Raw genomic sequence first — 25,722 nt, 5'->3', positions numbered from 1 at the left:
GAATGGTTCTCTAATGAAATAGATTAATTTTTTAATATGAAATAAATTAACACATCGTGTTGTTGAGAATTATAAATAAACCAACAATTATAATGAGTGGTAATGCTGATAAAACAAATGAATAAAAAATATAATAATCAATTTGTTTAATGTCCCCTTTATTATTTACCCAAATACCATCACTTAATTTTCTGCGAATGGTTTGAAAAGGTTCTTTTTTAAATAGTTTTTTAAAAAGACAAGTAGTCCCTTTTGTTAAATTTAAAGTGATAAATGGAGAGGAGGTTAGAAGAATACATTGAAAAGGGCATAAGTGGTTCCAGTCCAATAGCTCCATAATAGTACCAGAAAAAACAAGTGTCAGCGTAATTTTTAAATATGTTATGTAACGTTTGTTTTGTTTTAAATCTTCCGATGTTGTTATAATTAACAGTGTGAATAACTGAATAAATATAATAAGCATATAAAAGTAAACTTCGGAAAGCGTCATTTCAAAAAGAGTGGATTCCGCATCAAACGCGGAATGACAAAAAAAACATGGAATAATGAAAAAGTAGTTAAGCTTTAATCACGAATTTTCTTTTTACGTAACTCGAAATTCTGACCTAAATATACCTTACGCACCATTTCGTCACTAGCAAGTTCTTCGGGTTCACCGGCTTTTAAAATACTACCTTCAAACATTAAGTATGTTCTATCGGTAATGGCAAGGGTTTCTTGTACGTTATGATCGGTAATTAAGATTCCAATATTTTTTTTGGTAAGTTGTGCTACAATACGTTGAATATCCTCAACAGCCACAGGATCTACACCTGCAAAAGGTTCATCTAATAAAATAAAACTAGGGTCGGTTGCAAGAGCACGAGCAATTTCTGTTCTTCGACGTTCTCCACCAGATAATAAATCGCCTCGAGATTTTCTAATATGTCCTAAACCAAACTCTTCAATAAGCGATTCCATTTTGTATACTTGCTCTTTTTTACTCAGTTTAGTAAGTTGCAACACACTTAAAATATTATCTTCAATACTTAATTTTCTAAAAACCGAAGCTTCTTGTGCTAAATAACCAATACCATGTTGTGCACGTTTGTACATCGGGTAGTTGGTGATTTCTTTATTATCAAGAAAAATATGTCCGCCGTTAGGTTTTACCAAACCTACAATCATGTAAAAAGAAGTTGTTTTTCCGGCACCATTAGGGCCTAAAAGTCCAACAATTTCACCTTGATTAACTTCAAGAGAAATATCTTTTACAACTTTTCGTCCGCTGTAGGACTTCATTAAATTTTCGGCTTTTAAAATCATATCTTTATAGTGAACGTTAAAAATAGTGAAATCATATACACTTTTTTAACAGTTGTTGGTTTTTTATGTTTTTATTGGGTTTTGCTATCTTCTTCTAAAGCATCCCAAAACTCATAAGCTCTTCGTAAATGCGGAATTACAATAGTTCCGCCAACTAGTGTTGCAATACCCAAAGCTTCTACAACTTCTTCTTTTTTTAACCCAATTTTATAACTGGTTTCTAGGTGGTATTTCACGCAATCGTCGCAGCGTAGAACAGCCGAAGCTACCAAGCCAAGTAATTCTTTGGTTTTAACATCGAGAGCTCCTTCCGCGAAAGCGTTAGTATCTAAGTTAAAAATGCGTTTTATAATCTTATTATTATCACCTAAAATTTTATCGTTCATTTTAGAACGGTAATCGTTGAATTCTTTAACTGACTCTGACATTTTTTTTCTCTTTTCGTTTTTGATTTCTAATCACTATTTTAGAAATAGTAATACTTACTTGATATAAAATTATAATAGGAATAGCCACAATAACTTGACTAGCAATATCTGGAGGTGTAATTATGGCCGACAGAATTAATACGATTACCATAGCATATTTTCGATATTTTTTTAAGAACTCTGGAGTAACCAAACCTATTTTGGTTAAAAAATAAATGATGATTGGTAATTCGAAAATTAGGCCAGACGCTAATGCCGAAGCACGAACTAAAGCGATATATGAGCTAATATCAATTTGGTTATCCACCATGGCGGAAATACTATAATTTGCCAAAAAGTTAATAGATAGCGGTGTAATAATATAGTAGCCAAAAAGCACACCTAAAAAGAATAAGAGTGAGCAAATAATGATAAAACCACGTGAATGTTTACGTTCTTTACTATGCAAACCTGGACTAATAAAACTCCACAATTGGTAAATAACGTAAGGGAACGAAATTATGAAACCACCCAAAATAGCAGTCCAAATATCGGCAGAAAACTGCCCAGCCATGGTCCGGTTTTGTAATATTAGAGGAATTTTATCGGCGCAAAATGTGGTAGTTACACCTAGGAATTGTGCTGCTTTACATAGAAAATCGTATGTAGGGAAATCCATATGTAGTGGCGCAAAAATAATTTCGTCGAAAATAAAACGACTAAAAATATATGCTAACGTTGCCACAATCATTACGGCCGAGCAAATTCGAATTAAGTGCCAACGTAAATCCTCAAGATGGTCTAAAAAAGACATCTCATTAATATCCTTCTTCGCCATTATATAATGCCTTCTTTAATTAAATCGTGTAAGTGAACCACACCTGCATACTTTCCGTTTTCTTCAACTAAAAGCTGAGAAATATCGTTAGCTTCCATAACCTCTAAAGCTTCTATGGCCATAGCGTTAGACTGTATGCGTTTAGGGTTGGCACCCATAATATCTTTAGCAATTAGTTTAGAGAAATCGTCAACCTTAGTTAACATTCTACGTAAATCACCGTCTGTAATTATACCAATAATTTCGTTGTTTTCTACAACGGCGGTTACACCAAGCATTTTTGCTGTAATTTCTACAATAACCTCTTTGATGCTAGCATCGCCATTTACTGCAGGTTTTTCGTTGGTAGAAGAGATATCTTCAACCCTTAAATATAGTTTTTTACCAAGTGCACCACCTGGGTGGTATTTTGCGAAATCTGTACTCGAAAATCCGCGTAAGTTTAATAAGCAAACTGCAAGAGCATCACCAATTACTAATTGTGCTGTAGTACTTGTTGTTGGAGCTAAATTGTTTGGGCATGCTTCTTTTTCAACGTATGCATTTAAAACATAATCAGCATGTTGCGCTAAAAAGGAATTTACATTTCCTGTTATGGCAATCATTTTATTATTAGCACGTTTTATTAATGGAATTATCACTTTAATTTCTGGAGTGTTACCACTTTTTGATAAACAGATTACCACATCATCGTTTAAAATCAAACCCAAATCACCGTGTATGGCATCGGCAGCATGCATGAAAATAGCAGGGGTTCCGGTGGAGTTTAAAGTAGCAACAATTTTATTTCCAATAATGGCACTTTTACCAATACCTGTAATAATAACGCGTCCTTTGGAGTTATAAATTAGATTTACAGCAGCTGCAAAATCTTTTGTTACTAAGCTAGATAAGTTTAAAATGGCTTTGCTTTCCATTTCAATTGTTTGCTTAGCAGTTTCAATAATAGAATTTTCTGTACTCAAAATTTATTATTTTTTATGGTTGAAGCATTAAAGATTTTATTATCTTTAAACTTGATAATTAAATTAATTTTATTTTTTACTTGTTTTTTCGTTGCAAAACTAACGAAAAAAAGATTGAGACTCTCTAAATACACAATGAAATTGATAGCAATTAATAGGCTTTGTGTGTTTACTCTTTACAGGTGAAAAATAATTCATACAATTCATGTTGACAGTTAAAAAAGAAATACATAGTGCCTTAAAAAAATATTTTGGATTCAATAAATTCAAAGGCCTACAAGAAGATGTAGTAACAAGTATTATTACGGGTAATCACACATTTGTGATTATGCCAACGGGTGGAGGTAAATCGCTATGTTACCAATTGCCTGCATTAATGCAAGAGGGAACAGCAATAATTGTATCTCCTTTAATTGCATTAATGAAAAACCAAGTGGATGCTATTCGAGGGATTTCGGATGAGGAAGGCGTTGCACACGTTTTAAATTCATCTTTAAATAAAACCGAAGTTAAACGCGTAAAGGAAGATATCGTAAATGGTGTAACTAAATTACTATATGTAGCCCCAGAATCGTTAACAAAAGAGGAAAATGTTGAGTTTTTACGTACTGTAAAAATATCGTTCATGGCCGTAGATGAGGCACACTGTATAAGTGAGTGGGGACATGATTTTAGACCAGAATACAGAAACTTAAGACATATAATAGGCCGTATTGGTGATAATATTCCAATTATTGGCCTAACCGCAACAGCAACTCCAAAAGTTCAAGAAGATATTATTAAAAACTTAGGGATTTCTGGAGCAACAACTTTTAAAGCATCCTTTAATAGGCCAAATTTATATTACGAGGTACGCTCAAAAACTAAAAATGTAGATGCCGATATTATTCGTTTTGTAAAACAAAACGATGGTAAATCTGGAATTATATATTGTTTAAGTCGCAAGCGCGTAGAAGAGTTAGCCCAAGTACTGCAAGTAAACGGTGTAAATGCTTTACCGTATCACGCAGGTTTAGATGCTAAAACAAGATCTAGCCATCAAGACAAATTCTTAATGGAAGATTGCGATGTTATTGTAGCCACTATTGCTTTTGGAATGGGGATAGATAAACCCGATGTGCGTTTTGTAATCCATCACGATATTCCAAAAAGTATAGAAAGTTATTACCAAGAAACAGGTAGAGCAGGTAGAGATGGTGGCGAAGGACATTGTTTGGCTTATTACGCTTATAAAGATATTGAAAAGCTAGAAAAATTTATGTCTGGCAAACCTGTGGCAGAGCAAGAAATTGGTCATGCCTTATTGCAAGAAGTGGTTGCTTTCGCAGAAACATCTATGTCACGGCGTAAATTTATTCTTCATTATTTTGGTGAAGAATTTGATAACGAGACAGGCGATGGAGGCGAAATGGATGATAACGTTAGACATCCTAAAAAGAAAGGTGAAGCTAAGGAACAAGTTAAATTATTACTAGAAACCATTTCTAATACAAACGAAAAGTACAAATCTAAAGATTTAGTAAACGTACTTACGGGCAAAGAAAACGCACTTATAAATTCTCATAAAACTAATGAGCAAGTCTTTTTTGGAAAAGGAAAAGAGAAAGATACCAAATATTGGATGGCACTTTTACGCCAAGTATTAGTTGCTGGATTTCTTAAAAAGGATATTGAAACCTATGGCGTTATAAAATTAAAAGATTCTGGTCGTGATTTTATACAAAACCCAGTATCTTTCATGATGACGGAAGATCATATTTTTGATGGCGCACAAGAAGATGGTTCTATAATTACAGCTGCAAAAGGCGCAAATGCCGTTGCCGATGCCGTTTTAATGCGTATGCTTAAAGATTTACGAAAAAAGAATGCCAAAAAACTCGGCGTGCCACCATTTGTGGTTTTTCAAGATCCATCGCTAGAAGATATGGCGCTTAAATACCCTGTAACCATTGTAGAACTTGGTAATGTACACGGTGTAGGAGATGGGAAAGCTAAAAAATATGGTAAGGATTTCGTGGCGCTTATAGCGCAATATGTAGAAGATAACGACATCACGCGTCCCGACGATTTAGTTGTAAAATCTACAGGAAGTAATTCTGCAAACAAGCTATATATTATTCAAAATGTTGATAGAAAATTACCACTAGATGATATTGCATCATCCAAAGGTATGTCTATGGGCGATTTCATTAAAGAAATGGAAGCCATTGTGTATTCGGGAACTAAATTGAATATCACTTACTGGATAGATGATATTCTCGACGAAGATCAACAAGAAGAAATTCACGAGTATTTCATGGAGTCGAATACCGATAGTATTACAGATGCCATAGAGGAATTCGATGGTGATTACGACGATGATGAACTACGATTATACCGAATTAAATTTATTAGTGAAGTAGCCAATTAGAACTTGGGCGTTACCCAAAAGGTGTGGGCTTTATTCGTGGGTTTCTATTTTAAATTAAGGAACTCATGAATATTAATATCTCCCTACTCAATCTGTTTATTTTTTTTAAGGAAAAACAAACAGGATTTCAAACAAACCGTTCAATCCCTAATACTAGTTATTGCTGGGTTTAGGGTGTTCGTTAATGGTTCGTTTATGTTAAGTAAGAAGTTTATAGGCTTTTGAGTTTGTATTAGATCAAAAATGTTGTGTTTAATATATAAAGCGTTAACAATCGTGTTTCTTAAATTTAAAATCTTTTATTATACCACTTTTTATATTTTCTGTTTTTTATATATTTTGGATTTGGGAAATTTATAAACGCTCTACAATAACCAGAGTTGGGGTTACTTTCTCCGTAGATATCATAGGGAGTAATTGTGTATATGGGCGCAGCCTTTTCTTTTTGTTTGTTGTATGCCCATGTATAATTCATGGTTATTATTAGCTCTTGTTTTGATTTGTATCGATGGGCAGAATTAATGTCGGGTCCCTCTTTTACATATGGAATTTCAGCCAAAACATCAACATCTGTTCTTACACTATAGTATTCCGAATTCCAGTCGCAAGTAATAATTTCTGTCGATTTCACTTTCATTAGGTAGATTTTTGTGGCATATTCACCTTCATAGTCACAGCAATCGCAATAATCCAGAATATATGGATCTGTTTTTAAAAATTCACAAACTTGTTTTGCTTGCTGTAAGGTTAAATTGTCCCATGGATCGGCCCATAAAAATATTGGACATAAAAGCAAAAATGTTATTAATGTGTTTTTCATTTTATTCTTTGGTAAAGAGTTTTTATTATTGTTATACTATGTTAGCGTTAGCTACTGGTTTTTCTTTATTGAGTTCTAATTTTATCATAATGTCATATTGTTCATCATTGCTAAGTTTTAAAATATGCTTATCAAATGGCACAAATCCATTTTTTTTGATAAAACCGAATTGCTCTTGGGTTTTGCTCCCAAACGGATAGCCAAACAAATTCCACATTTTTCTCTTTCGCTAATTTTATCACTTTTTCGAAAAGGTTTTGTCTTGTGTTTACTTTTAAATATCCATTTGCTTATTCGTTAAATTCATTAAAATAAAATTCAGAATTTTTATCATTCAGTTCAGTCTTAAGTGGTTCCGTAGAAAATTTTTCTCTTAAATATTCGGTTAGATTTTCTTCGTTGTTTGCAGAAGAATAAGTTTCGATAAAAGTTTGTTTTCCTATCTTTTTTTAATTTTCAAGATCTTAAATGTTTACTTTTCTGATTTTTTTTCTTATTAATTGCATAAACTTCTAGATACATAAGTTTTGTTTCCATTAGAATTAGAGATTGAATTATTCTTTTCAATCCAAATTTCATTCATATAAGTATGTTATAATTTCATTTTTTCATACCAATACGCAAAGCGAAGTTATTTATTTTTAATAGAAAAATCTTATAAATCAGAATAAGTTCGTACTTAATTATTTATTACTGTTTTTAGTTTAATCTTGTTTTGAATTTCAATGAGTTCCGTATCTGAACTTTAAATTCTCTTTAATAAAACCCATAGGAATAGTTATTGTATTCATTTTTTGAATACCTCGGAGGCATCGGTATTCGCTAAAATATCTTCACTAGATTTTGTATTCGTTATACTTTGTTCAATTATCGATTTAGTGTTCAATTACCTCGAGTCTTTTGATGATAGATTCTCAGAATATTGAGTAAAAAATAATTACATTTATCCTATTGATGTTGGAGCAACTATTTTTGAGATTGTTAGACAGGAATCTATAGGTTATTCAGATTATGGCAATTTAGAAAATAACAGGCTTTGGTTATATATTAGAAAAAAGGAATATGTTGATCCAATTGTGTTTGATTAGAATAATAAGATGATTGTTAGACTAGTAGAAATTTATTTGCTTGTAGCTGTAGCCTTTATGAATAAAAGAAAAAATAATATATGAGAACTCATTTTTTTTATCAATTAGCATTATTTACTAGTTTTAGCTTTATAATTAGTAATTGTTATTCACAGGATAATTTGAAGCCTAAAAAACCAAACATAATACTTATTATGGCGGATGATCTTGGTTACGGCGATGTCGGTTTTAATGGAAATGATAAAGTGATAACACCGTATTTGGATAAGATGTCTAAAGATGGTATCAAGTTTACTAGTTTTTATGCCGCGGCACCATTATGTTCACCAACTAGAGCTAGTGTTTTAACGGGTAGAAGCCCATTTCGTCAAGGTGTTTTTGCAGCGCATACAGGAGGTATGAGACCAGCCGAAACCACAATTGCTGAGGTATTAAAAAAAGTAGATTATTCTACAGGTTTTTTTGGGAAATGGCATTTAGGTTGGGTAGAACCAGACAAAGTAGAATCTAGAGGCATGTACTCACCTCCATGGCATCATGGCTACGATGAAACTTTTGCTACAAAAAGTGCCGTGCCAACATGGGATCCTACAAAAACTCCTGAACGTTGGAACAGCTGGGGATCAATGGATGATGGTTCTTGGGGAGGATCAATTTATGTGCAAAACGGAAAACCTGTAACAGAAAATTTAGATGGTGATGACAGTCGTATTATTATGGATAGAGCGATTCCTTTTATAGAAAAATCAATTTTAGATGAAAAACCTTTTTTTGCTACCATTTGGTTTCATACACCGCATGAGCCTGTAGTGGCAGGTCCAGAATATTTAGCTAAATATCCTGATTTACCAATTGGTCAAAAACATTATTATGGTGCAATTACTGCCATGGATGAACAAATAGGTCGGTTAAATGATTTTTTAAAGAAACATAAAGTCGATGATAATACCATTATCTTTTTCTGTAGCGATAACGGCCCAGCCGATCCGTTGACTAAAAAAGGAATTGCATCTGCTGGTCCTTTTAGAGGGCATAAACACCAAATGTGGGAAGGTGGTTTACGTGTGCCATCGTTAGTAGTATGGCCAGAACATATTAAAGCAGATCAAGTTTCAAACTACCAGTCTTCAACCGTGGATTACTTACCAACAATATTAGATATCCTAAACATTTCTCCAAACAAGAAGATTCCATTAGACGGCGTTAGCTTAAAGTCTGTGGTTTTAAACAGTAATTTTGAAGAAAGAACAGTACCAATAGCTTCAGGCTATCAACGTTTGTATAATGGGACTGAGTTATATGCATATATAAGTGGGGATTACAAGATTTGTATTCCGAATAAAGGAAAAGAAATAATGCTTTTCAATTTAAAGAAAGATCCTGGCGAGACTCATGATTTAGCTGCCAAAAAACCAGAATTATTGAGAACAATGATGGCTGGGTTGGAAGAAGTGAAAGAATCGTGGAGATTGAGTAGAGAAGGTAAAGATTATAAGTGGTAGATTTAAAAATAGTAAGATGAAAAAAATAATCTGTATTGCTGTAGTTCTGCTTTTTTTTGGATGTAAAAGTGCAACGAAGCAAGGTATAAATGGCTCAAATCAAGATTATATTTTGGTTGATTCGAAGGTGAAAATTTATAATAAAGATGGCACAAGAAGTTATAAAGATTATCAGCCTTTTAAAACACGAACTTTAGAATTTCTTTCAGACTTCAAAGCATCAAAAACTTTAGCTAAGCTTAGTAAATACGGTGGGGATTTAGAATACCAAACTAATGATATTACAGGTTTTTTTCATGTAAAAAAAATAGAAGACCGTTGGTGGGGTATTGATCCGCTAGGCTATAGATACTTCAATATAGCATTGAATAGTATCAATACAGGGAAATCAAAAAGAACTCAAGCGGCGTTTGTGAAAAAGTTTCAAACTAAAGAAAAATGGATTAATGAAACCATAGAAATGCTTCGAGAAAATGGTTTTAATTGTGCGGGATCATGGTCTGATGTTGAGGCAATTGTTGCCGTTAATAAAACACTCAAAAAACCATTTCCTTATACTATTAATTGGAATTTTATGAGTAATTATGGGCGTAAACGAGGAGGTACGCATCAACAACCTGGGCATACAGGTTATCCTAATGATGCTATTTTTGTGTTCGATCCTAATTTTGAAACATTTTGTGATACCCATGCTAGGCAATTATTAGAATATAAAGATGATCCAAATTTATTCGGATACTTTTCTGATAATGAAATGCCTTTCAAATTTAAGGCTTTAGATAATTATTTAAAATTACCAACAGATGATTATGGTTATTTAGCCGCAAAGCAATGGCTGGAGAAACAAGGGATAAGTAAAGAAGAAATTACCGATGAGTATCGCGAATTATTTATGGCTTTTGTTGGAGATAAGTATTTTTCTGTAGTTTCAAAAGCTATAAAGAAATACGATCCAAACCATATGTATATTGGAGCTCGTTTTTATAGTGAAGAAAAAAATCATCCTGCTTTTATGAAAGTCGCAGGTAAATATTTAGATGTTATTTCTAATAATTATTATAATCATTGGACACCTGATACTGAAGACTTGAATAATTGGGCAACTTGGTCGGGTAAACCTTTTATTGTAACTGAATATTATGTAAAAGGAGAAGATTCTGGTATGGGTAATACTAGTGGAGCAGGTTGGATAGTGAGAACGCAAAAAGATAGAGGTCTTTTTTATCAGAATTATAATTTAACCTTATTAGAATCGAAAAACTGTGTAGGTTGGCATTACTTTAAATATCAAGATAACGATCCTACGGCAAAAGGCGTAGATCCTTCAAATGTTGACGCTAATAAAGGTATTGTAAGTAACGAGTATGAAGTATGGAAACCTATGATGGAAAAAATGAAAAACCTAAATATTAACGTGTATAATTTACTTGATTATTTTGATATTAGAGAAAAATAAATTATTCTATATCATTAGTTTTCTATTTTTTTAGAAATAGTTTGTGTGTCTTCTTCTAGTATAAAAGAAATAAACGAAGGTACTTTTTCTCGTTCTGAAATTAATCCTGTTATCTATCCCGAAATGGATAGTTTTAGAAGAGCGTTTAGGTGAGGATATAAATGGATCTTTGGATTATTTATAAACTCTTAAATTAATACATTAAATAAATTGGTCAATTCAAAATAATTAAATAAATGAAATATTATAAAGTACTTGTTTTTATTTGCATTGGATTCTTGTATCAATGTAAATCTGTAAATAACTTATCAAAAAAGGAAACCAATTCAATGGACCTTTATTTGTGCATTGGCCAGTCTAATATGGCTGGAAGAGCAACTATTGAGGAGCAAGATAAAGACAGTATCCAAAATGTGTTCTTGTTTACTGGAAAAGAAGATGAACCATGGGAAAAAGCGGCAAATCCTTTGAATAAATATTCTACAGTTAGGAAGGGGATTAAAATGCAAAAATTAGGACTGAGTTACGGTTTTGCAAAAGAAATGGTTAATGCCATGCCTAATAAGAAAATAGGCCTTATAGTAAATGCGAAAGGGGGCACTTCTATTGAGGAGTGGAAACCTGGAGATACGCTTTATAATCAAGCAATCAAACAGGTGAGAAAAGCAATGGAATACGGTGTTTTGAAAGGTGTTATCTGGCATCAAGGTGAAACAAATGCAGGAAGGTATGATAAATATATGCCAAAAATAATAACTTTAATTGAGTCTTTACGGGCAGATTTAAATACTCCTAACTTACCGTTTGTTGCAGGACAATTATCACCAGATAAGCCTAAGCGAAATAATTTTAATATCATGATTTTAGAGCTTACAAATACTGTTGGAAATACGGGAGTTATAACTACTGAAAATACATTAACTATTGATGATACTCATTTCGATAGTGCAAGTCAGCGACTTTTAGGTAAACGATATGCTGAGGAAATGTTAAAGCTAATTTCAAATAAAATAAAATAAACATGAATATTGAAGTTGTAAAAGTTTATGCTGTTTTGTTTATGCTAAGCTTTCAAAATGGTTTTGCTCAAAGCGGAAAAAATATTCCAGAAAATCAAAGCAGACCAAATATTTTACTAATTATATCCGATCAGCATTCGGGTAGAATCATGACCCAAACAGGCTACGAGTATGTTACAACTCCGGGAATAGATAAATTAGCCGAATCCGGCGTTACCTTTACACGAAGCTATTGTACTTATCCTGTATGTATGTCTTCTAGAGCTTCTTTAATGACAGGAGTAATGCCTAGTAAAAGTGGCCCCAACCTTATGGAATATAGTTCTATAGGAAAAACATTGAAAGATGCGGGCTATAATACAGCATATTATGGTAAGTGGCATGTTTCTAATTCTAAAATAAAAAATGTTTCGGAATGGCATGGTTTCGAATCGTATAAACGTGAATATAATGATACCAAAACAGCTAAATTATCAATAGATTTTATAAATGAAGAACGAGACAAGCCTTTCTTTATGGTTACGTCCTTATTAAACCCTCATGATTGTTGTGAATTGGCTCGTAATATTTCGGATCTAGAAGATGATTATCACGACGGTGCTGTGGCAGAAGATATGGCTATAGAAGAATGTCCGCCGTTACCAGAAAATTTTAATATTCCATTAAAAGAGGCCGAAGGATTTTATACAAGGAGAACTCCCGATACAACGGATAGAGTTAATTTTGGAAAACACCCTGTAAAGTATTGGAAAGAAAAAGAGTGGAGACAATATTTATACGGATATGATAGATTGGTTGAGAAAATGGATAATCATATATTAAGTATTATAGATGCTTTAGATGAAAAAGGAGAGCTTGAGAATACTATTATTTTTTATACTTCCGATCATGGAGATGGACATTCAGCACATGAATGGAATCAAAAAATGAATTTTTATGAAGAATCTATCAACGTGCCTCTTGTTGTTTCATGGAAAGGGCATACCAAATCGGGAATTATTGATTCTAAAGTTTTGTCCTCAAATGGTTTAGATTTGTATCCAACTATTTGCGGGATAGGAAACGCTAAATTTTCTAAGGAATTATATGGTGAAAATTTGAGTCCATATTTCTTAAAAAACACAAAGGAACCTAAGGAGAAAAGAGAATATGTAGTTTCAGAATTAAAACAAAAAGAAAAAAACAAACCTAAAGGAAAAGTGTTTGTGGGGCGTATGGTTGTTACAGAACAGTATAAATATTTTGTTTTTGACGGTGGTGAATACCCAGAACAGTTTTTCGACTTGAAGAATGATCCAGGTGAATTAAAATCTTTAATTAATTCAAAAAAATATCAAAAAAAAATTGAGGAGCATAGACAAATGCTTAGAGAATGGATCACTAAAACAGGCGATGTTTTTTCAATAAATAAAATACCAAAATAATTTAGGGTAAAATAATTTGTTTAACAAGACTAAGAAACAATTGTCATATTTATTCTTTTGAGAATCAGTAGTTTTTATATACAATATTGATAAATTTTTTTATTCTACAAGAATTTTATAAATTCCAGTTTGGCTATTCAATTCAAATTCAGAGTTACTTATTAATATTTCTTTGTATTCAGTATGAGGGCAACAATCTTCAGTTTTTCTTTCAGAATCAACGTAGAAATCAAAGATATGTATATTCGAAATATCAATTTTTAAATTTACAATTTCTGTTTCCCATCCTATAGAACCAATCTGAATAAGGTTGATATTGTTTTCTGATATGAAAGTAAATTCTAAAGGAGAATTATTTAAGGTGTTTGTTATTGTAATTTGCTGAGAATGATAGGTTCCATTTGTAAATAAATTTTCATCATTTGTTTTGTCTACTATTTCAAAACTAAAACTTTCAGGTGGTGTAAAACAACTTTGATTACAGTCGTCATCATTACAACTTTGTAGACTTATAGCACATAGTAATAGAATTAAATAGATTTTTTTCATTTGATTTTTATTTTATAGATGCTGTAAACGTTAAAAGGTTGCTCTTAAATCTTTGATAGTTTTGTGTGTTGGAGTACCTCGGTTTTGCGTACGAGTATTTTAGAAGAAAAAATAAATTTAAAAAAAAACTTATTAGTTTTAATATTTGATAATGTTTGGCTGCCATTAGTCTAGGAGTTAAAAGTAAAAAAGGACGGGCTGGCTAAGTTCAGTTTTATTATAAGTAAATTCTATGATTTTTAACATTCTATAAAAGCCAAGCCTTAAAACAATAAAACATTGCGATATTGGTAAAACTTTAAAAATTCCTGTTAAAAATTTGGATATTAGCGTTTATTAATTGAATATTTGCATTCACAAAGTTCAATAAACTTACTGAAATGTTATCAAGAAAGGTGGAGGGATAGACCCGCTGAAGCCTTAGCAACCCTTTACAATTAGTAATGAAGGTGCTAAATTCTACTTAAATTACCAATTCATTTATTGGTGTTTGGATAGATAACTAACAAGAATTGCTTTCTGCAATTTTAAATCTTCTTATAACATTTTTCTATTAAGTACACTTTTTTAAAGTGAATTTGACTTTTTATTTAATCGCAAAAAAAGCGGCAACCAATTAACTAAAAAAATAAGAAAAATGAGCAATCACAAATTATCAACAAACGCATTACACGCAGGACACGACGTTAAAGCAAACGGAGGAACACAAGCCGTGCCAATTTACCAAACATCATCGTATGTTTTTAACGATTCAGATCATGCAGCAAACCTATTTTCATTAAAAGAACTAGGTTTTATTTATACCCGTTTAAACAACCCAACCAATCAAATTTTACAAGATCGTTTAGCGGCTGTAGAAGGTGGTGTTGGTGCTGTTGTTTTCGCATCGGGAACTGCGGCTATTTCTACAGGGTTATTAACGCTTTTAAAAGCTGGCGACCATATTGTAGCGTCTAGTAGTTTATATGGTGGTACTTACAATTTGTTGAGTGTAACTTTACCTCGTTTTGGTATTACAACTACCTTTGTAGATGCTTCTAACCCAGAGAATTTTAAAGCAGCAGTGCAAGATAATACAAGAGCATTTTTTGTAGAATCTTTAGGGAACCCAAAATTAGATGTTTTAGATCTAGAAGCTATTGCTGTACATTCTAAAGCAGCAGGAGTGCCTTTTATTGTAGATAATACAGTGGCTACGCCAGTATTATTAAATCCTTTAAAACACGGGGCAGATATTGTTATTCATTCTTTAACAAAATATATTGGCGGACAAGGAACGTCTTTAGGTGGTGCTATTGTTGACGGTGGAACTTTTAATTGGGCTAACGGAAAATTCCCTGAATTTACTGAGCCTTCTGCAGGTTACCACGGATTAAAATACTACGAAACTTTAGGTGCTGCATCTTATGTTTTTAAATTAATATTAGAAGGTTTACGTGATTTTGGTGGTGCTTTAAGTCCGTTTAACGCATTTCAAATTATTCAAGGTTTAGAGACTTTACCAGTAAGAATTAAGCAACACAGTGCAAATGCATTAGAGATTGCTAAATGGTTAGAGTCTCAAGATGATATTGCATGGGTAAACTATCCTGGTTTAGAAAGTAGTAAATATAAAACTTTAGCTGATAAATATTTACCTAAAGGACAAAGTGGTTTAGTTACTTTTGGACATAAAGGTGGTTTTGAAGCTGCTAAGAAAATTGCCGATAATACCAAGTTGTTTTCATTACTTGCTAATATTGGAGATACTAAATCTTTAATTATTCATCCAGCAAGTACAACACACCAACAGTTAGATGAAACAGCGCAAGAAGCTGCTGGAGTGTCCAGCGATTTAGTGCGTTTATCTATTGGTCTTGAAGATATAGACGATTTAAAAGCAGATTTAACGGCGGCTTTTGCAACCATTTAATAATAACACTCGTAAATTCGAGGCTAATTATTAAATTTACTATTCTCACGAAAGTGATATTTTAAAATTTGATTTTCTAAGACCTGCTCGGTTTTTTTAATGGAGCAGGTCTAATATAAATACACAAACCATTGAAGCATCCATTGCAACATATTACCATTAAAAATTATCGCACGGAAAGCGATGTGCTTAATGCTGAAATTAATTTAAGTTATCAAGTGTTTGGAAAACCGCTTGGAAGCACACCTATTGTGTTAATCAATCATGCTTTAACAGGAAACAGTGATGTGGCTGGGGAAGATGGCTGGTGGTTAGATTTGGTTGGCGATGATAAAGTAATCGACACGAAACTATACAGCATTTTAGCGTTTAATATTCCAGGAAACAGTTATGATGGCTTTGCTATTGATAATTACAAAGATTTTATTGCACGCGATGTCGCAAAAATATTTTTACTAGGTTTAAAAGAATTAAAAATAGGAAAACTTTTTGCTGCCGTTGGTGGTTCATTAGGTGGCGGAATTGCTTGGGAAATGGCGGTTTTACAACCTGATTTTACCGAAAACTTGGTGGTTATCGCAACCGATTGGAAATCTACAGATTGGCTTATAGCAAACTGCCAGATTCAAGAGCAGTTTTTAATCAATTCTAAAAACCCGGTGCACGATGCGCGTATGCACGCCATGTTGTGTTACCGCACTCCAGAATCTTTTAAAGAACGTTTTCATCGTTCTAAAAATGTAGATTTAGAGATTTTTAATGTAGAAAGTTGGTTGTTACATCACGGTAAAAAGTTGCAAGAACGTTTTCAGCTTTCAGCTTATAAATTAATGAATCAGTTGCTTAGAACAATTGATGTTACCAAAAATAGACCAGAAGATTTTAATGTCTTAGAAAATATTAAAGCGAATATCCATATTGTAGGTGTCGATTCCGATTTGTTTTTCACAGCAGAAGAAAATAGAGAAACACACAAACAATTAGCATTAACCAACCCAAATGTTACGTATAACGAAATTCACTCGGTACACGGTCACGATGCGTTTTTAATGGAATACGAGCAGTTAGAAAAAATTATAGAAGGCATTTTTGTGCCAGATTCAAAAAAGAAAAGAATGAAAGTATTAAAGTTTGGAGGCAAATCTTTAGGCAATGGCGAAGGATTGAATAATGTAATAACCATTATTGAAAATAAAATTAATAATGGCGATAAAATATCGGTTGTCGTTTCAGCGCGTGGTAATGCTACCGATGAATTAGAAGCGCTTTTAAATCTTGCTGCAAAGGGCATAGATTATAAAGCACAATTAGGGACTTTTAAAAACTACCAAAAAGAACCTTTAAAAACCATCGATTTTACAGATGAGTTCACCTTGCTTGATAAATTATTTGAAGGTGTTAGTTTACTTGGAGATTACAGCGGAAAGATTAAAGATACCATTTTAGCTCAAGGCGAATTGTTGGCTATTAAAATGGTTTCAGAATTACTTAATCAGAAGCAAATAAAAGCCAATGCGGTAGATTCGAGAACGTTGATAAAAACCGATGAAAACTTCGGGAATGCGATTCCAATAGCCAAAATATCGAAAGATAATGTGACGGCATATTTTAAAGCAAATAAAGACGCTGTAAATGTGGTGACTGGTTTTATTGCGTCTAATTTAAAAGATGAAACTACTACTTTAGGTCGAAACGGAAGTAATTATACCGCAGCCTTAATTGCGAATTATTTAGATGCTGAAGAGTTACAAAATTATACACACGTAAACGGTATATATACGGCAAACCCAGACTTGGTTGCCGATGCTCAAAAAATTAGAGAATTATCGTTTAGTGAAGCGAATGAGTTGGCCAACTTTGGAACTACCATTTTACACGCCAAAACCATTATTCCTTTAGTTGAAAAAAATATCAACTTACGTATTTTAAATACCTTTAATCCTGAGGATGAAGGCACATTAATTACGGCAAAACCAAGTGCTAAAGAAGTAACATCGCTTTCTGTTTTAGATAACGTAGCGTTGCTAAACCTTGAAGGTCGTGGTTTGTTAGGTAAAAGTGGAGTAGATGCTCGAATTTTTAGAGCGTTAAGTATTCATGATATTAGTGTGAGTATTATTTCTCAAGGTTCATCAGAGCGTGGTATTGGTTTAATTATTAATGCGAGCGAAGCGACACAAGCAGTCATTGCGTTAGAGCGTGAGTTTGAAAACGATTTTTATTCTCAGGATGTAAATAAAATCCATGTGGTAGACGATGTATCGGTAATCTCTATTATTGGTATCGAGTTAAGTTCGTTCCACAAACCATTTAATGCACTTATAAAAAACCAGATTACGCCGTTGTTGTTTAACAATACCGTTACCGGAAGAAATATAAGTTTAGTGCTTAAAAAATCGCAATTGCATAAAGCAATGAATGTGATTCATGGTGAGATTTTCGGAATTTCTAAAAAAATAAACATTGCCATTTTTGGACACGGAGGTGTTGGAGGCGCATTGATTAATCAAATTTTAAAATCGAGAAGTGATATTGAAAAACGTAAAGCCATTAACTTAAATGTATTTGCTATTGCGAATTCTAAAAAGCAACTTTTAAGTAAAAATGGGGTTGATGCTAATTGGGAAGATGCTATTAAAACGGTAGAAACAGAAAGTTCTATTGAGGATATTATTGCTTTTGCTAAAGAAAATCATTTAGAAAATTTAATTGCTGTAGATAATACGGCAAGTCCTAATTTTTATGAAAACTACATCCCTTTAATAGAGGCTGGTTTCGATTTGGTGTCTTCTAATAAAATTGCAAACACCATTTCTCATAAGTTTTATAAAGATTTACGTGTTCAGTTGAAAGAAAATAACAAACAATATTTATATGAAACTACTGTTGGTGCAGGTTTACCGTTAATTGATACTATTAAGTTATTGCACGAATCTGGTGAGAATATTACAAGAATCCGTGGTGTGTTTTCGGGAACGTTAAGTTATTTATTCAATAATTTTTCTGTTGAAAATAAACCGTTTAGTGAAATTATTCAGGAAACTATCGACAAAGGCTTTACAGAACCTGACCCTAGAGAAGATTTTTCTGGAAATGATGTAGCTAGAAAGTTATTAATTTTAGCGAGAGAGTTAGATTTGCATAATGAATTTGAAGATGTTTCGGTACAGAATTTAATTCCAGAAGCGTATCAAAATATATCTGTGGAATCATTTTTAGGACAATTAGATGTTTTAAATGAACAATACCAGGCTATAAAAGATAAGCAAGGGCCAGGACACGTGTTACGCTACATTGGTGATTTATCGGGAGATTTATCTCAAGATAAAGGCGTTTTAGAGGTGAAACTCGTATCTATACCAAATGATAGTACTCTAGGCCAAATAAAAGGTTCGGATGCTATTTTTGAAATATTTACTGAGAGTTACGGGGAACAGCCTATCGTGATTCAAGGAGCAGGTGCTGGAGCTGAGGTTACAGCACGTGGTGTATTTGGTGATATTTTACGATTGTCTAAGCATATCAATTAGATTTTTGCCTTCGCGGAAATTAAAAAAATAGAATCGAAACAAACCATAGCAGGTAAGTGCATTAGGGATTGATGCGGCATCCTTTTTTGTTTTTCTCAAAAAAGATATAGCGGAAAGCCCGACCCGATAGGGGAATGCCCAAATAAAAATATTAAAAATAAATCTTTGAGGGTTTTTTACCTTTATTGAATAGTGAAAATACAATGAGCGAGAAGAAAAAACATTTTGAAACAGAAGCGATACGCACACAGAGTGAAAATACACAATTTTCGGAGCATTCGGTACCTTTGTACTTAACGTCCGGATTTGTGTTTGAAGATTCTGAGGAGATGCGGGCGTCTTTTGCGGAAGAGAAACAACGTGATTTATATAGTAGATATAGCAATCCTAATGTAAACGAATTTGTAGATAAGGTTTGTAAAATGGAAGGTGCAGAGGCTGGTTTTGCTTTTGCAAGTGGTATGGCTGCTGTGTTTTCTACATTTGCAACGTTGTTGGATGCTGGAGACCATGTGGTGTCTTGCAGTTCTGTTTTTGGTGCTACGCATGGTTTGTTTACTAAGTATTTTCCGAAATGGAATATTGAATGTTCATATTTCAATATCAATGAAGTTGAAACCATAGAAAGTTTAATACAGCCAAACACTAAATTTATTTATGCGGAAACACCGACAAACCCTGGTGTTGATGTGTTGGATTTGGAGTTTTTAAGTGCTATTTGTAAAAAGCATAATTTACTGCTTGTAATAGATAACTGCTTTGCGACGCCGTATTTACAGCAACCTATAAAATTTGGTGCAGATTTGGTTATTCATTCTGCTACTAAACTAATGGATGGTCAAGGACGCGTGCTAGGTGGTGTAACGGTTGGTAAAAAGGAATTGATTCGCGAAATTTACTTATTCTCACGATTAACAGGGCCGTCTATGAGTCCGTTTAATGCGTGGGTATTGTCTAAATCTTTAGAAACTCTAGCGATTAGAGTTGAAAGACATTGTGAAAATGCATTAAAGTTGGCTACATTTTTAGAAGCACACCCTAAAGTAAAATGGGTGAAATATCCGTTTTTAAAGTCGCATCCTAAACATGACATTGCTAAAAAGCAAATGAAAATGGGAGGAAGTATTGTGGCTTTTGAAGTTGAAGGTGGCATAGAAGGTGGTAAATCCTTTTTTGATAGTATAAAAATGTGTTCGCTATCGGCTAATTTAGGAGATACTAGAACTATTGTAACACACCCAGCAAGTACAACGCATGCTAAAGTTGAAGCGTCGGTAAAGGCTGCTGCTGGTATTACAGATGGTATGGTGCGTTGTTCTTTAGGGTTAGAACATATTGATGATATTATTGCCGATATAGAGCAGGCACTTGCTTAGATTTTACTTAAAAGCCATTATTTTTTAGTTTCTCATAATTTAAGGTGCTATTTTTATAAAAATTATTTACATAATGAAATTATTAAATATTGTTTGTGCGTTTTTAGTCTTAACTGTTGCCTTTAATTGTAGTTCAAGTGATTCTGGAGAAGAAGAGCAGGTGGATAGCTTAGAAATATCTACCGTTTCGGAGTTTTCTGCAAGTGAAGAAACAAAATCAATAACAGTAACGGCTAATTTATATTGGTACACAGCTAATAATAATGATTGGATTACTTTGTCTCCAACAAGTGGAATTAATAATGGTTCTATAAATATCTCTGTAACAGCAAACCCAAACTCCACTGTGCGTACAGGTTCCGTAAGTGTTATTGGAGGCGATATTTCAAGAAATTTAACAATTACTCAGGCGGCAAAAGCTGAAAATACGGGAGCTTTAGATGCTAATGCAACGCCATCTGGTAATTTTGATTTATCGACTTGGAATTTAAGTATTCCAGAAAATAAAGGTAATGGTACCGCTTTGACTATTACTGTTGCTCAAATTAATGTAGATTACGAAAATAGCACCTATTTTTATACAGCTACAGATGGAGGTATGGTTTTTAAATGTCCTATAGCTGGTTTTAAAACGTCTGTAAATACTAGTTATACGCGAGTTGAGTTACGCGAAATGCTGCGAGGTACTAATACAAGTATTAGCACGCAAGGTGTAAATAAAAATAATTGGGTTTTTGGATCTGCACCAACAACAGATAAAACGAATGCCGCTAGTTTTGATGGAGAAATGAGTGCTACGGTTGCTGTAAACTATGTAACAACAACTGGAGATGATAGCCAAGTTGGTCGTGTTATTGTAGGACAAATCCATGCCAATGATGATGAGCCTATTCGTCTTTATTATAGAAAATTAAAAGATAATGCTTTGGGATCTATATATTTTGCTCACGAACCTAGGGATGGATATGGTAGTGAACAATGGTATGATTTAATTGGCTCTAGAAGTAGCAGTGCTTCTAACCCAAGTGATGGCATTGCTTTAGACGAAAAATTCTCCTATAATATAAAAGTAGTAAGTAATGCTTTAACGGTTACTATTTCTAGAGAAGGAAAGGATGATGTTATAAAAACTGTTGATATGGCTAATAGTGGTTATGATGTTGGTGGACAGTATATGTATTTTAAGGCAGGTGTTTATAATCAAAATAATTCGGGAGATGCAGATGATTATGTACAAGCTACTTTTTATGCTTTACAAAAATCGCATACAACTAATTAGAAAACTTAGAAGGAATAATTATATTAGCAAAATGTTTTAAATAACTATATTTACCACATGTTATCTAAAAAAACAAAATACGGATTAAAGGCATTAACTTTTATAGCTAGAAGTGAAGGTGATGCGCCTGTTCCTGTTGGTGAAATAGCAAGAAGTGAAAATATTCCTCAGAAATTTTTAGAAGGTATTTTGTTGACTTTAAGGAAAGCCGGTATTTTGGGGTCTAAGAAAGGAAAGCATGGCGGTTACTATTTAAGACAAGAGGCTTCGGAGATTAAAATGACCGATGTTATGAGGGTTCTTGAAGGTCCTATTGCTATGGTGCCGTGTGTTAGTCTTAATTTTTACGAAAAGTGTGACGACTGTCCAGATGAACATCAATGTAGTGTGAATAAACTCATGATTATGATACGCGATAATACGTTGGAAGTGCTCCGAAACAATACATTAGCCGATTTATCAAATATTAAATCTTGATATAATCATGAAGAATTTTCGATTTTCTATAAATTTTCTTCAGTTTATCCCGAAAATATTTCATTATCCTAAAAAATTCATAAAACCCATTTGTTATGTACAAAAATGTATTACATTTGTAATCCCTACTAAAACGGTAGGATTAATATAAGATTAAGAAAATGATAGCGCAAATGTTATTAAAAAATAAAGAAAAGTCTACTTATCAAGAAGATGCAGTTGGAGAAAAACCAATTAGAAGTGTAGCAAAAGCTTTAAGCTGGAGACTTATTGGAACGTTAGATACTTTAATAGTTTCTTATTTTTTAACAGGCGAACTTTCAGTAGCAGCATCTATCGCATCGGTAGATTTTGTAACAAAAATGATACTGTACTTTTTTCACGAGCGTATTTGGAATTCAGTTAAATGGGGAAAATAATGATAGAACAATCAGAATTAAATACATTAAATGAAGCTTTTAAAAATGCTTCACCAGCAGAAATAATAGCTAAAGCTTTCGAGTTAAGCAACGAAGCTGTAGTTACTACAAACTTTAGACCTTATGAGGCTGCTATTTTACACGCTGTAAATACGGTTAAAGCTAAAACGGCAGTAGTTTGGTGCGATACCGGTTACAATACGCCACAAACATATAAGCATGCAGAGCAGGTTATAAAAGACTTAGATTTAAATGTGTTTTTATATGTGCCAAAACAAACATCATCTCATAGAGATGTGGTTATGGGGATTCCAAGTGTAGATGCTCCAGAACATGCTTTGTTTACAGAACAAGTAAAGTTAGAGCCTTTTGCAAGAGCTATGGCAGAGCACAAACCGAAAGTTTGGTTTACAAATTTACGCCAAGGACAAACAGCTTTTAGAGATAGCATTGGCATTTTTAGTGTTAGTAAAGCTGGTGTTTTAAAGGTGAGCCCGTTTTATTTTTGGAGCGATGAAAAATTAGATACGTATTTGGAAGAGAATAACTTGCCAAACGAGTTTAAATATTTCGATCCAACAAAGGCGTTATCCAATAGAGAATGTGGTTTGCACGGATAAAAAGTAACACATTACAGTTGTAGTAAATAGAAATAAAGAATATATTCCGCGAAAGCGAAATAATAAATAAGATTATGAATAAAGACACATCAAGTATAAATTCGTTAGAAAACGAGGCTATATACATTATGAGAGAAGTGGCAGCACAATTTGAAAAACCTGTGTTGTTGTTTTCTGGAGGAAAAGATTCAATTACTTTGGTTAGATTGGCTGTTAAAGCTTTTTACCCAGCAAAAATACCTTTTCCTTTAATGCATATAGATACAGGGCATAATTTTCCTGAAACTATCGAATTTAGAGATCGTTTATGTAAAGAATTAGGCTTAGAGCTTATTGTACGTAACGTTCAAGATTCTATTGATGAAGGTAAGGTGAAAGAAGAATCTGGTCGTTATGCAAGTAGAAATATGTTGCAAACTACTACGCTTCTTGATGCTATCGAAGAATTTAAGTTTGATGCTTGTATTGGTGGTGCTCGACGTGATGAAGAAAAAGCAAGAGCTAAAGAGCGTATTTTTTCTGTTCGTGACGATTTTGGTCAATGGGATGAGAAAAGCCAACGTCCAGAGTTATTCGATATGTTGAATGGTGATATTGAGCACGGACAAAATGTACGTGTGTTTCCTATTTCTAACTGGACAGAATTAGATGTATGGTCTTATATAGAGAAAGAAAATATTGAAATTCCTTCAATATATTTTGCTCACAAACGTAAAGTATTCTTAAGAGATGGCATGATTTGGTCTGCAGAAGATGAGGTTGTTTATAGAGATGAGAATGAAGAGGTATTAGAAAAAATGGTTCGTTTTAGAACTGTTGGAGATATGAGTTGTACTGCAGCAGTATATTCTGATGCGGTATCTATTTCGAAAGTAGTGGAAGAAATTAGAGACTCTACTATTTCTGAACGTGGTGCTAGAATCGACGACAAACGATCTGAGGGCGCTATGGAAAAACGTAAACAACAAGGGTATTTCTAGAATATCAATTTTGTTATTTCCGTGAAAATGGAATCTTTTAAAATGAATACAAATTAGGCTTTTGGCCAACATTATAATAACAATGGAAGTATTAAAAATTGCAACAGCAGGAAGTGTAGATGACGGTAAAAGTACCTTAATCGGTCGCATCCTTTACGATACAAAATCATTAACTTCAGATAAGTTAAAAGCGATTGAAGATAAAAGTGAACAACTAGGGTATGATTACCTAGATTTTTCATTAGCGACAGATGGTTTAATGGCCGAAAGAGAACAAGGTATTACTATTGATGTAGCACATATATATTTTTCAACTAAAAAGAAAAGTTACATTATTGCAGATACTCCAGGCCACGTGGAGTATACACGTAACATGGTTACAGGTGCTTCAACATCTCAGGCGTCTATTGTTTTAATTGATGCTAGAAAAGGTGTTATTGAGCAAACCAATCGTCACTTTTTTATCAATAATTTATTGAGAATTAAAGATGTTGTAGTCGCTATTAATAAAATGGATTTAGTTGATTATTCTGAAGAAATTTATAATAAAATTAAAGCTGATTTTTCTGAATTAATGAGCAAAAGAGATTATCAAGATCAAAAAATAACATTTATTCCTGTAAGTGCGTTACAGGGTGATAATGTTGTTAATAAATCTGATAAAATGCCTTGGTATACAGGTAATGCTTTATTACAGCATTTAGAAGATTTAGATAAAAAGGATATATATAATGTTGGTACACCACGATTCCCTGTGCAGTATGTAATTCGTCCTAAAACTGAAGATTTTCATGATTTTAGAGGGTATGCAGGAAAAGTTTATGGTGGTAATTTAAGTGTTGGAGATGATATTGTTGTTTTACCATCTAAAACAAAATCTAAAATTAAGGATATCTATTTCTACGATGAAAAGTATGAAACGGCATCAAGACGTTCTTCGGTAACGATTACTTTAGAAAATGATATTAATGTATCTCGTGGAGATATGATTGTTAAAGCAGACGATTTGCCAAACAATCGACAAGCAATTTACAGCTAATGTATGTTGGATGGATTCTGAAAACTTAACCGTTGGGGGTAAATACATTGTCCAACATGGAGTTAATAAAGTATTAGCTAAGGTTGATAAAATTAACCACAAAATTAATCCTGATTATTCGGGAATAGATAAAGAAGCAACATCTTTAGGTGTTAATGATATTGCGTCGGTTACGTTTAAATTAAACAAACCTATCTTTTTTGATCAATTCAAAAACCATAGAACAAACGGTTCGTTTATTTTAATAGATCCGCAATCTAACAATACGGTTGGAGCTGGTTTTATTCAGTAACAAATAACAAAAAAT

The 25,722-nt window shown here is 33.1% G+C and carries 20 protein-coding genes, 1 pseudogene and 1 riboswitch; of the genes and pseudogenes, 14 read left to right on the top strand and 7 right to left on the bottom strand.

Features of this window, described 5'->3' with window-relative positions; translation table 11 throughout:
* Positions 1–564: 564 nt before the first annotated feature.
* The 4 genes from lptB to GQR97_RS01030 form a co-directional block, all read right to left on the bottom strand.
* The gene (gene lptB / locus GQR97_RS01045; RefSeq protein ID WP_158844209.1) at positions 565–1,305 is read right to left on the bottom strand and encodes an LPS export ABC transporter ATP-binding protein; all 741 of its coding nucleotides are present in this window, start codon (positions 1,303–1,305) and stop codon (positions 565–567) included.
* Between the two features lie 71 nt (positions 1,306–1,376).
* Positions 1,377–1,733, bottom strand: a complete 357-nt coding sequence (locus tag GQR97_RS01040; protein WP_158844207.1) for a carboxymuconolactone decarboxylase family protein — start codon at positions 1,731–1,733, stop codon at positions 1,377–1,379.
* On the bottom strand, positions 1,717–2,550 hold the full coding sequence (gene tatC, locus GQR97_RS01035) for a twin-arginine translocase subunit TatC (protein ID WP_158844205.1): 834 nt from the start codon (positions 2,548–2,550) through the stop codon (positions 1,717–1,719). Before tatC ends, GQR97_RS01040 begins: the two co-directional genes overlap by 17 nt.
* Positions 2,550–3,515 carry an SIS domain-containing protein gene (locus tag GQR97_RS01030; RefSeq protein ID WP_199269897.1) on the bottom strand — a complete coding sequence of 322 codons (966 nt, stop codon included), beginning with the start codon at positions 3,513–3,515 and terminating at the stop codon, positions 2,550–2,552. Before GQR97_RS01030 ends, tatC begins: the two co-directional genes overlap by 1 nt.
* A 205-nt stretch (positions 3,516–3,720) precedes the next feature.
* Between GQR97_RS01030 and GQR97_RS01025 the strand changes: the two genes are divergently transcribed.
* Entirely contained in the window at positions 3,721–5,925 is a 2,205-nt protein-coding gene (locus GQR97_RS01025) for an ATP-dependent DNA helicase RecQ (RefSeq protein WP_158844203.1), read from the top strand.
* A 289-nt stretch (positions 5,926–6,214) separates the two neighbouring features.
* On the opposite strand, the gene GQR97_RS01020 is transcribed toward GQR97_RS01025, so the two are convergent.
* Together GQR97_RS01020 and GQR97_RS19740 are read right to left on the bottom strand one after the other, a co-directional pair.
* The gene (locus GQR97_RS01020; protein WP_158844201.1) at positions 6,215–6,745 is read right to left on the bottom strand and encodes a hypothetical protein; all 531 of its coding nucleotides are present in this window, start codon (positions 6,743–6,745) and stop codon (positions 6,215–6,217) included.
* A gap of 131 nt (positions 6,746–6,876) precedes the next feature.
* Positions 6,877–6,960 (bottom strand): hypothetical protein, encoded by an 84-nt coding sequence (locus tag GQR97_RS19740; protein WP_233267639.1) that lies wholly within the window; start codon positions 6,958–6,960, stop codon positions 6,877–6,879.
* 1,067 nt (positions 6,961–8,027) lie between these two features.
* Between GQR97_RS19740 and GQR97_RS01010 the strand changes: the two genes are divergently transcribed.
* The 4 genes from GQR97_RS01010 to GQR97_RS00995 all read left to right on the top strand — a co-directional run bounded on the left by GQR97_RS01010 (position 8,028) and on the right by GQR97_RS00995 (position 13,234).
* Positions 8,028–9,335 carry a sulfatase gene (locus tag GQR97_RS01010; RefSeq protein WP_199269896.1) on the top strand — a complete coding sequence of 436 codons (1,308 nt, stop codon included), beginning with the start codon at positions 8,028–8,030 and terminating at the stop codon, positions 9,333–9,335.
* A 16-nt stretch (positions 9,336–9,351) separates the two neighbouring features.
* Positions 9,352–10,791 (top strand): agarase, encoded by a 1,440-nt coding sequence (locus tag GQR97_RS01005; RefSeq protein WP_158844197.1) that lies wholly within the window; start codon positions 9,352–9,354, stop codon positions 10,789–10,791.
* Positions 10,792–11,120: 329 nt separating this feature from the next.
* Positions 11,121–11,810: a sialate O-acetylesterase gene (locus GQR97_RS01000; protein ID WP_158844195.1), complete on the top strand. Its 690-nt coding sequence runs from the start codon at positions 11,121–11,123 to the stop codon at positions 11,808–11,810.
* 2 nt (positions 11,811–11,812) lie between these two features.
* Complete coding sequence (locus GQR97_RS00995; protein ID WP_158844193.1) at positions 11,813–13,234, top strand: sulfatase; 1,422 nt, start codon at positions 11,813–11,815, stop codon at positions 13,232–13,234.
* 99 nt (positions 13,235–13,333) lie between these two features.
* Here the strand turns inward: GQR97_RS00995 and GQR97_RS00990 are convergent, their stop codons facing one another.
* Positions 13,334–13,783 (bottom strand): hypothetical protein, encoded by a 450-nt coding sequence (locus tag GQR97_RS00990; protein WP_158844191.1) that lies wholly within the window; start codon positions 13,781–13,783, stop codon positions 13,334–13,336.
* Positions 13,784–14,163: 380 nt separating this feature from the next.
* Positions 14,164–14,288: riboswitch (SAM riboswitch) on the top strand.
* 132 nt (positions 14,289–14,420) lie between these two features.
* Here GQR97_RS00990 and GQR97_RS00985 point away from each other — a divergent pair.
* The 9 genes and pseudogenes from GQR97_RS00985 (at position 14,421) to GQR97_RS00945 (ending at position 25,707) form a co-directional block, all read left to right on the top strand.
* Positions 14,421–15,695 (top strand): O-acetylhomoserine aminocarboxypropyltransferase/cysteine synthase family protein, encoded by a 1,275-nt coding sequence (locus GQR97_RS00985; RefSeq protein ID WP_158844189.1) that lies wholly within the window; start codon positions 14,421–14,423, stop codon positions 15,693–15,695.
* Between the two features lie 131 nt (positions 15,696–15,826).
* Positions 15,827–19,225 carry a bifunctional aspartate kinase/homoserine dehydrogenase I gene (thrA, locus tag GQR97_RS00980; protein WP_158844187.1) on the top strand — a complete coding sequence of 1,133 codons (3,399 nt, stop codon included), beginning with the start codon at positions 15,827–15,829 and terminating at the stop codon, positions 19,223–19,225.
* 203 nt (positions 19,226–19,428) lie between these two features.
* Complete coding sequence (locus GQR97_RS00975; RefSeq protein ID WP_158844185.1) at positions 19,429–20,601, top strand: trans-sulfuration enzyme family protein; 1,173 nt, start codon at positions 19,429–19,431, stop codon at positions 20,599–20,601.
* 73 nt (positions 20,602–20,674) lie between these two features.
* Positions 20,675–21,880, top strand: coding sequence for a polysaccharide lyase family 7 protein (locus GQR97_RS00970; protein ID WP_158844183.1), 1,206 nt, complete (start codon positions 20,675–20,677; stop codon positions 21,878–21,880).
* Positions 21,881–21,937: 57 nt separating this feature from the next.
* Positions 21,938–22,357, top strand: a complete 420-nt coding sequence (locus GQR97_RS00965) for an RrF2 family transcriptional regulator (protein ID WP_158844181.1) — start codon at positions 21,938–21,940, stop codon at positions 22,355–22,357.
* 173 nt (positions 22,358–22,530) lie between these two features.
* Positions 22,531–22,776 (top strand): DUF2061 domain-containing protein, encoded by a 246-nt coding sequence (locus tag GQR97_RS00960; RefSeq protein WP_410488894.1) that lies wholly within the window; start codon positions 22,531–22,533, stop codon positions 22,774–22,776.
* The gene (locus GQR97_RS00955) at positions 22,776–23,396 is read left to right on the top strand and encodes a phosphoadenosine phosphosulfate reductase family protein (RefSeq protein ID WP_158844177.1); all 621 of its coding nucleotides are present in this window, start codon (positions 22,776–22,778) and stop codon (positions 23,394–23,396) included. The genes GQR97_RS00960 and GQR97_RS00955 overlap by 1 nt, the downstream gene beginning before the upstream one ends.
* 74 nt (positions 23,397–23,470) lie before the next feature.
* Positions 23,471–24,376, top strand: a complete 906-nt coding sequence (cysD, locus tag GQR97_RS00950) for a sulfate adenylyltransferase subunit CysD (RefSeq protein ID WP_158844175.1) — start codon at positions 23,471–23,473, stop codon at positions 24,374–24,376.
* Between the two features lie 82 nt (positions 24,377–24,458).
* Positions 24,459–25,707: pseudogene (locus tag GQR97_RS00945) on the top strand (sulfate adenylyltransferase subunit 1).
* Positions 25,708–25,722 lie beyond the last annotated feature (15 nt).

The organism is Algibacter sp. L1A34, assembly GCF_009796805.1.
Taxonomy (GTDB): Bacteria; Bacteroidota; Bacteroidia; order Flavobacteriales; family Flavobacteriaceae; genus Algibacter.
The sequence above is the reverse complement of the archived record's forward strand: the minus strand, read 5'-3'. Positions and strand labels throughout refer to the sequence as shown.

Excerpts from the sequence above, each read along its gene's own strand:
- lptB (WP_158844209.1), bottom strand. The coding sequence starts at position 1,305 with ATGATTTTAAAAGCCGAAAATTTAATGAAGTCCTACAGCGGACGAAAA.
- GQR97_RS01040 (WP_158844207.1), bottom strand. The coding sequence starts at position 1,733 with ATGTCAGAGTCAGTTAAAGAATTCAACGATTACCGTTCTAAAATGAAC.
- tatC (WP_158844205.1), bottom strand. The coding sequence starts at position 2,550 with ATGGCGAAGAAGGATATTAATGAGATGTCTTTTTTAGACCATCTTGAG.
- GQR97_RS01025 (WP_158844203.1), top strand. The coding sequence starts at position 3,721 with ATGTTGACAGTTAAAAAAGAAATACATAGTGCCTTAAAAAAATATTTT.
- GQR97_RS01020 (WP_158844201.1), bottom strand. The coding sequence starts at position 6,745 with ATGAAAAACACATTAATAACATTTTTGCTTTTATGTCCAATATTTTTA.
- GQR97_RS01010 (WP_199269896.1), top strand. The coding sequence starts at position 8,028 with ATGGCGGATGATCTTGGTTACGGCGATGTCGGTTTTAATGGAAATGAT.
- GQR97_RS01005 (WP_158844197.1), top strand. The coding sequence starts at position 9,352 with ATGAAAAAAATAATCTGTATTGCTGTAGTTCTGCTTTTTTTTGGATGT.
- GQR97_RS01000 (WP_158844195.1), top strand. The coding sequence starts at position 11,121 with ATGGACCTTTATTTGTGCATTGGCCAGTCTAATATGGCTGGAAGAGCA.
- GQR97_RS00995 (WP_158844193.1), top strand. The coding sequence starts at position 11,813 with ATGAATATTGAAGTTGTAAAAGTTTATGCTGTTTTGTTTATGCTAAGC.
- GQR97_RS00990 (WP_158844191.1), bottom strand. The coding sequence starts at position 13,783 with ATGAAAAAAATCTATTTAATTCTATTACTATGTGCTATAAGTCTACAA.
- GQR97_RS00985 (WP_158844189.1), top strand. The coding sequence starts at position 14,421 with ATGAGCAATCACAAATTATCAACAAACGCATTACACGCAGGACACGAC.
- GQR97_RS00975 (WP_158844185.1), top strand. The coding sequence starts at position 19,429 with ATGAGCGAGAAGAAAAAACATTTTGAAACAGAAGCGATACGCACACAG.
- GQR97_RS00970 (WP_158844183.1), top strand. The coding sequence starts at position 20,675 with ATGAAATTATTAAATATTGTTTGTGCGTTTTTAGTCTTAACTGTTGCC.
- GQR97_RS00965 (WP_158844181.1), top strand. The coding sequence starts at position 21,938 with ATGTTATCTAAAAAAACAAAATACGGATTAAAGGCATTAACTTTTATA.
- GQR97_RS00960 (WP_410488894.1), top strand. The coding sequence starts at position 22,531 with ATGTTATTAAAAAATAAAGAAAAGTCTACTTATCAAGAAGATGCAGTT.
- GQR97_RS00955 (WP_158844177.1), top strand. The coding sequence starts at position 22,776 with ATGATAGAACAATCAGAATTAAATACATTAAATGAAGCTTTTAAAAAT.
- cysD (WP_158844175.1), top strand. The coding sequence starts at position 23,471 with ATGAATAAAGACACATCAAGTATAAATTCGTTAGAAAACGAGGCTATA.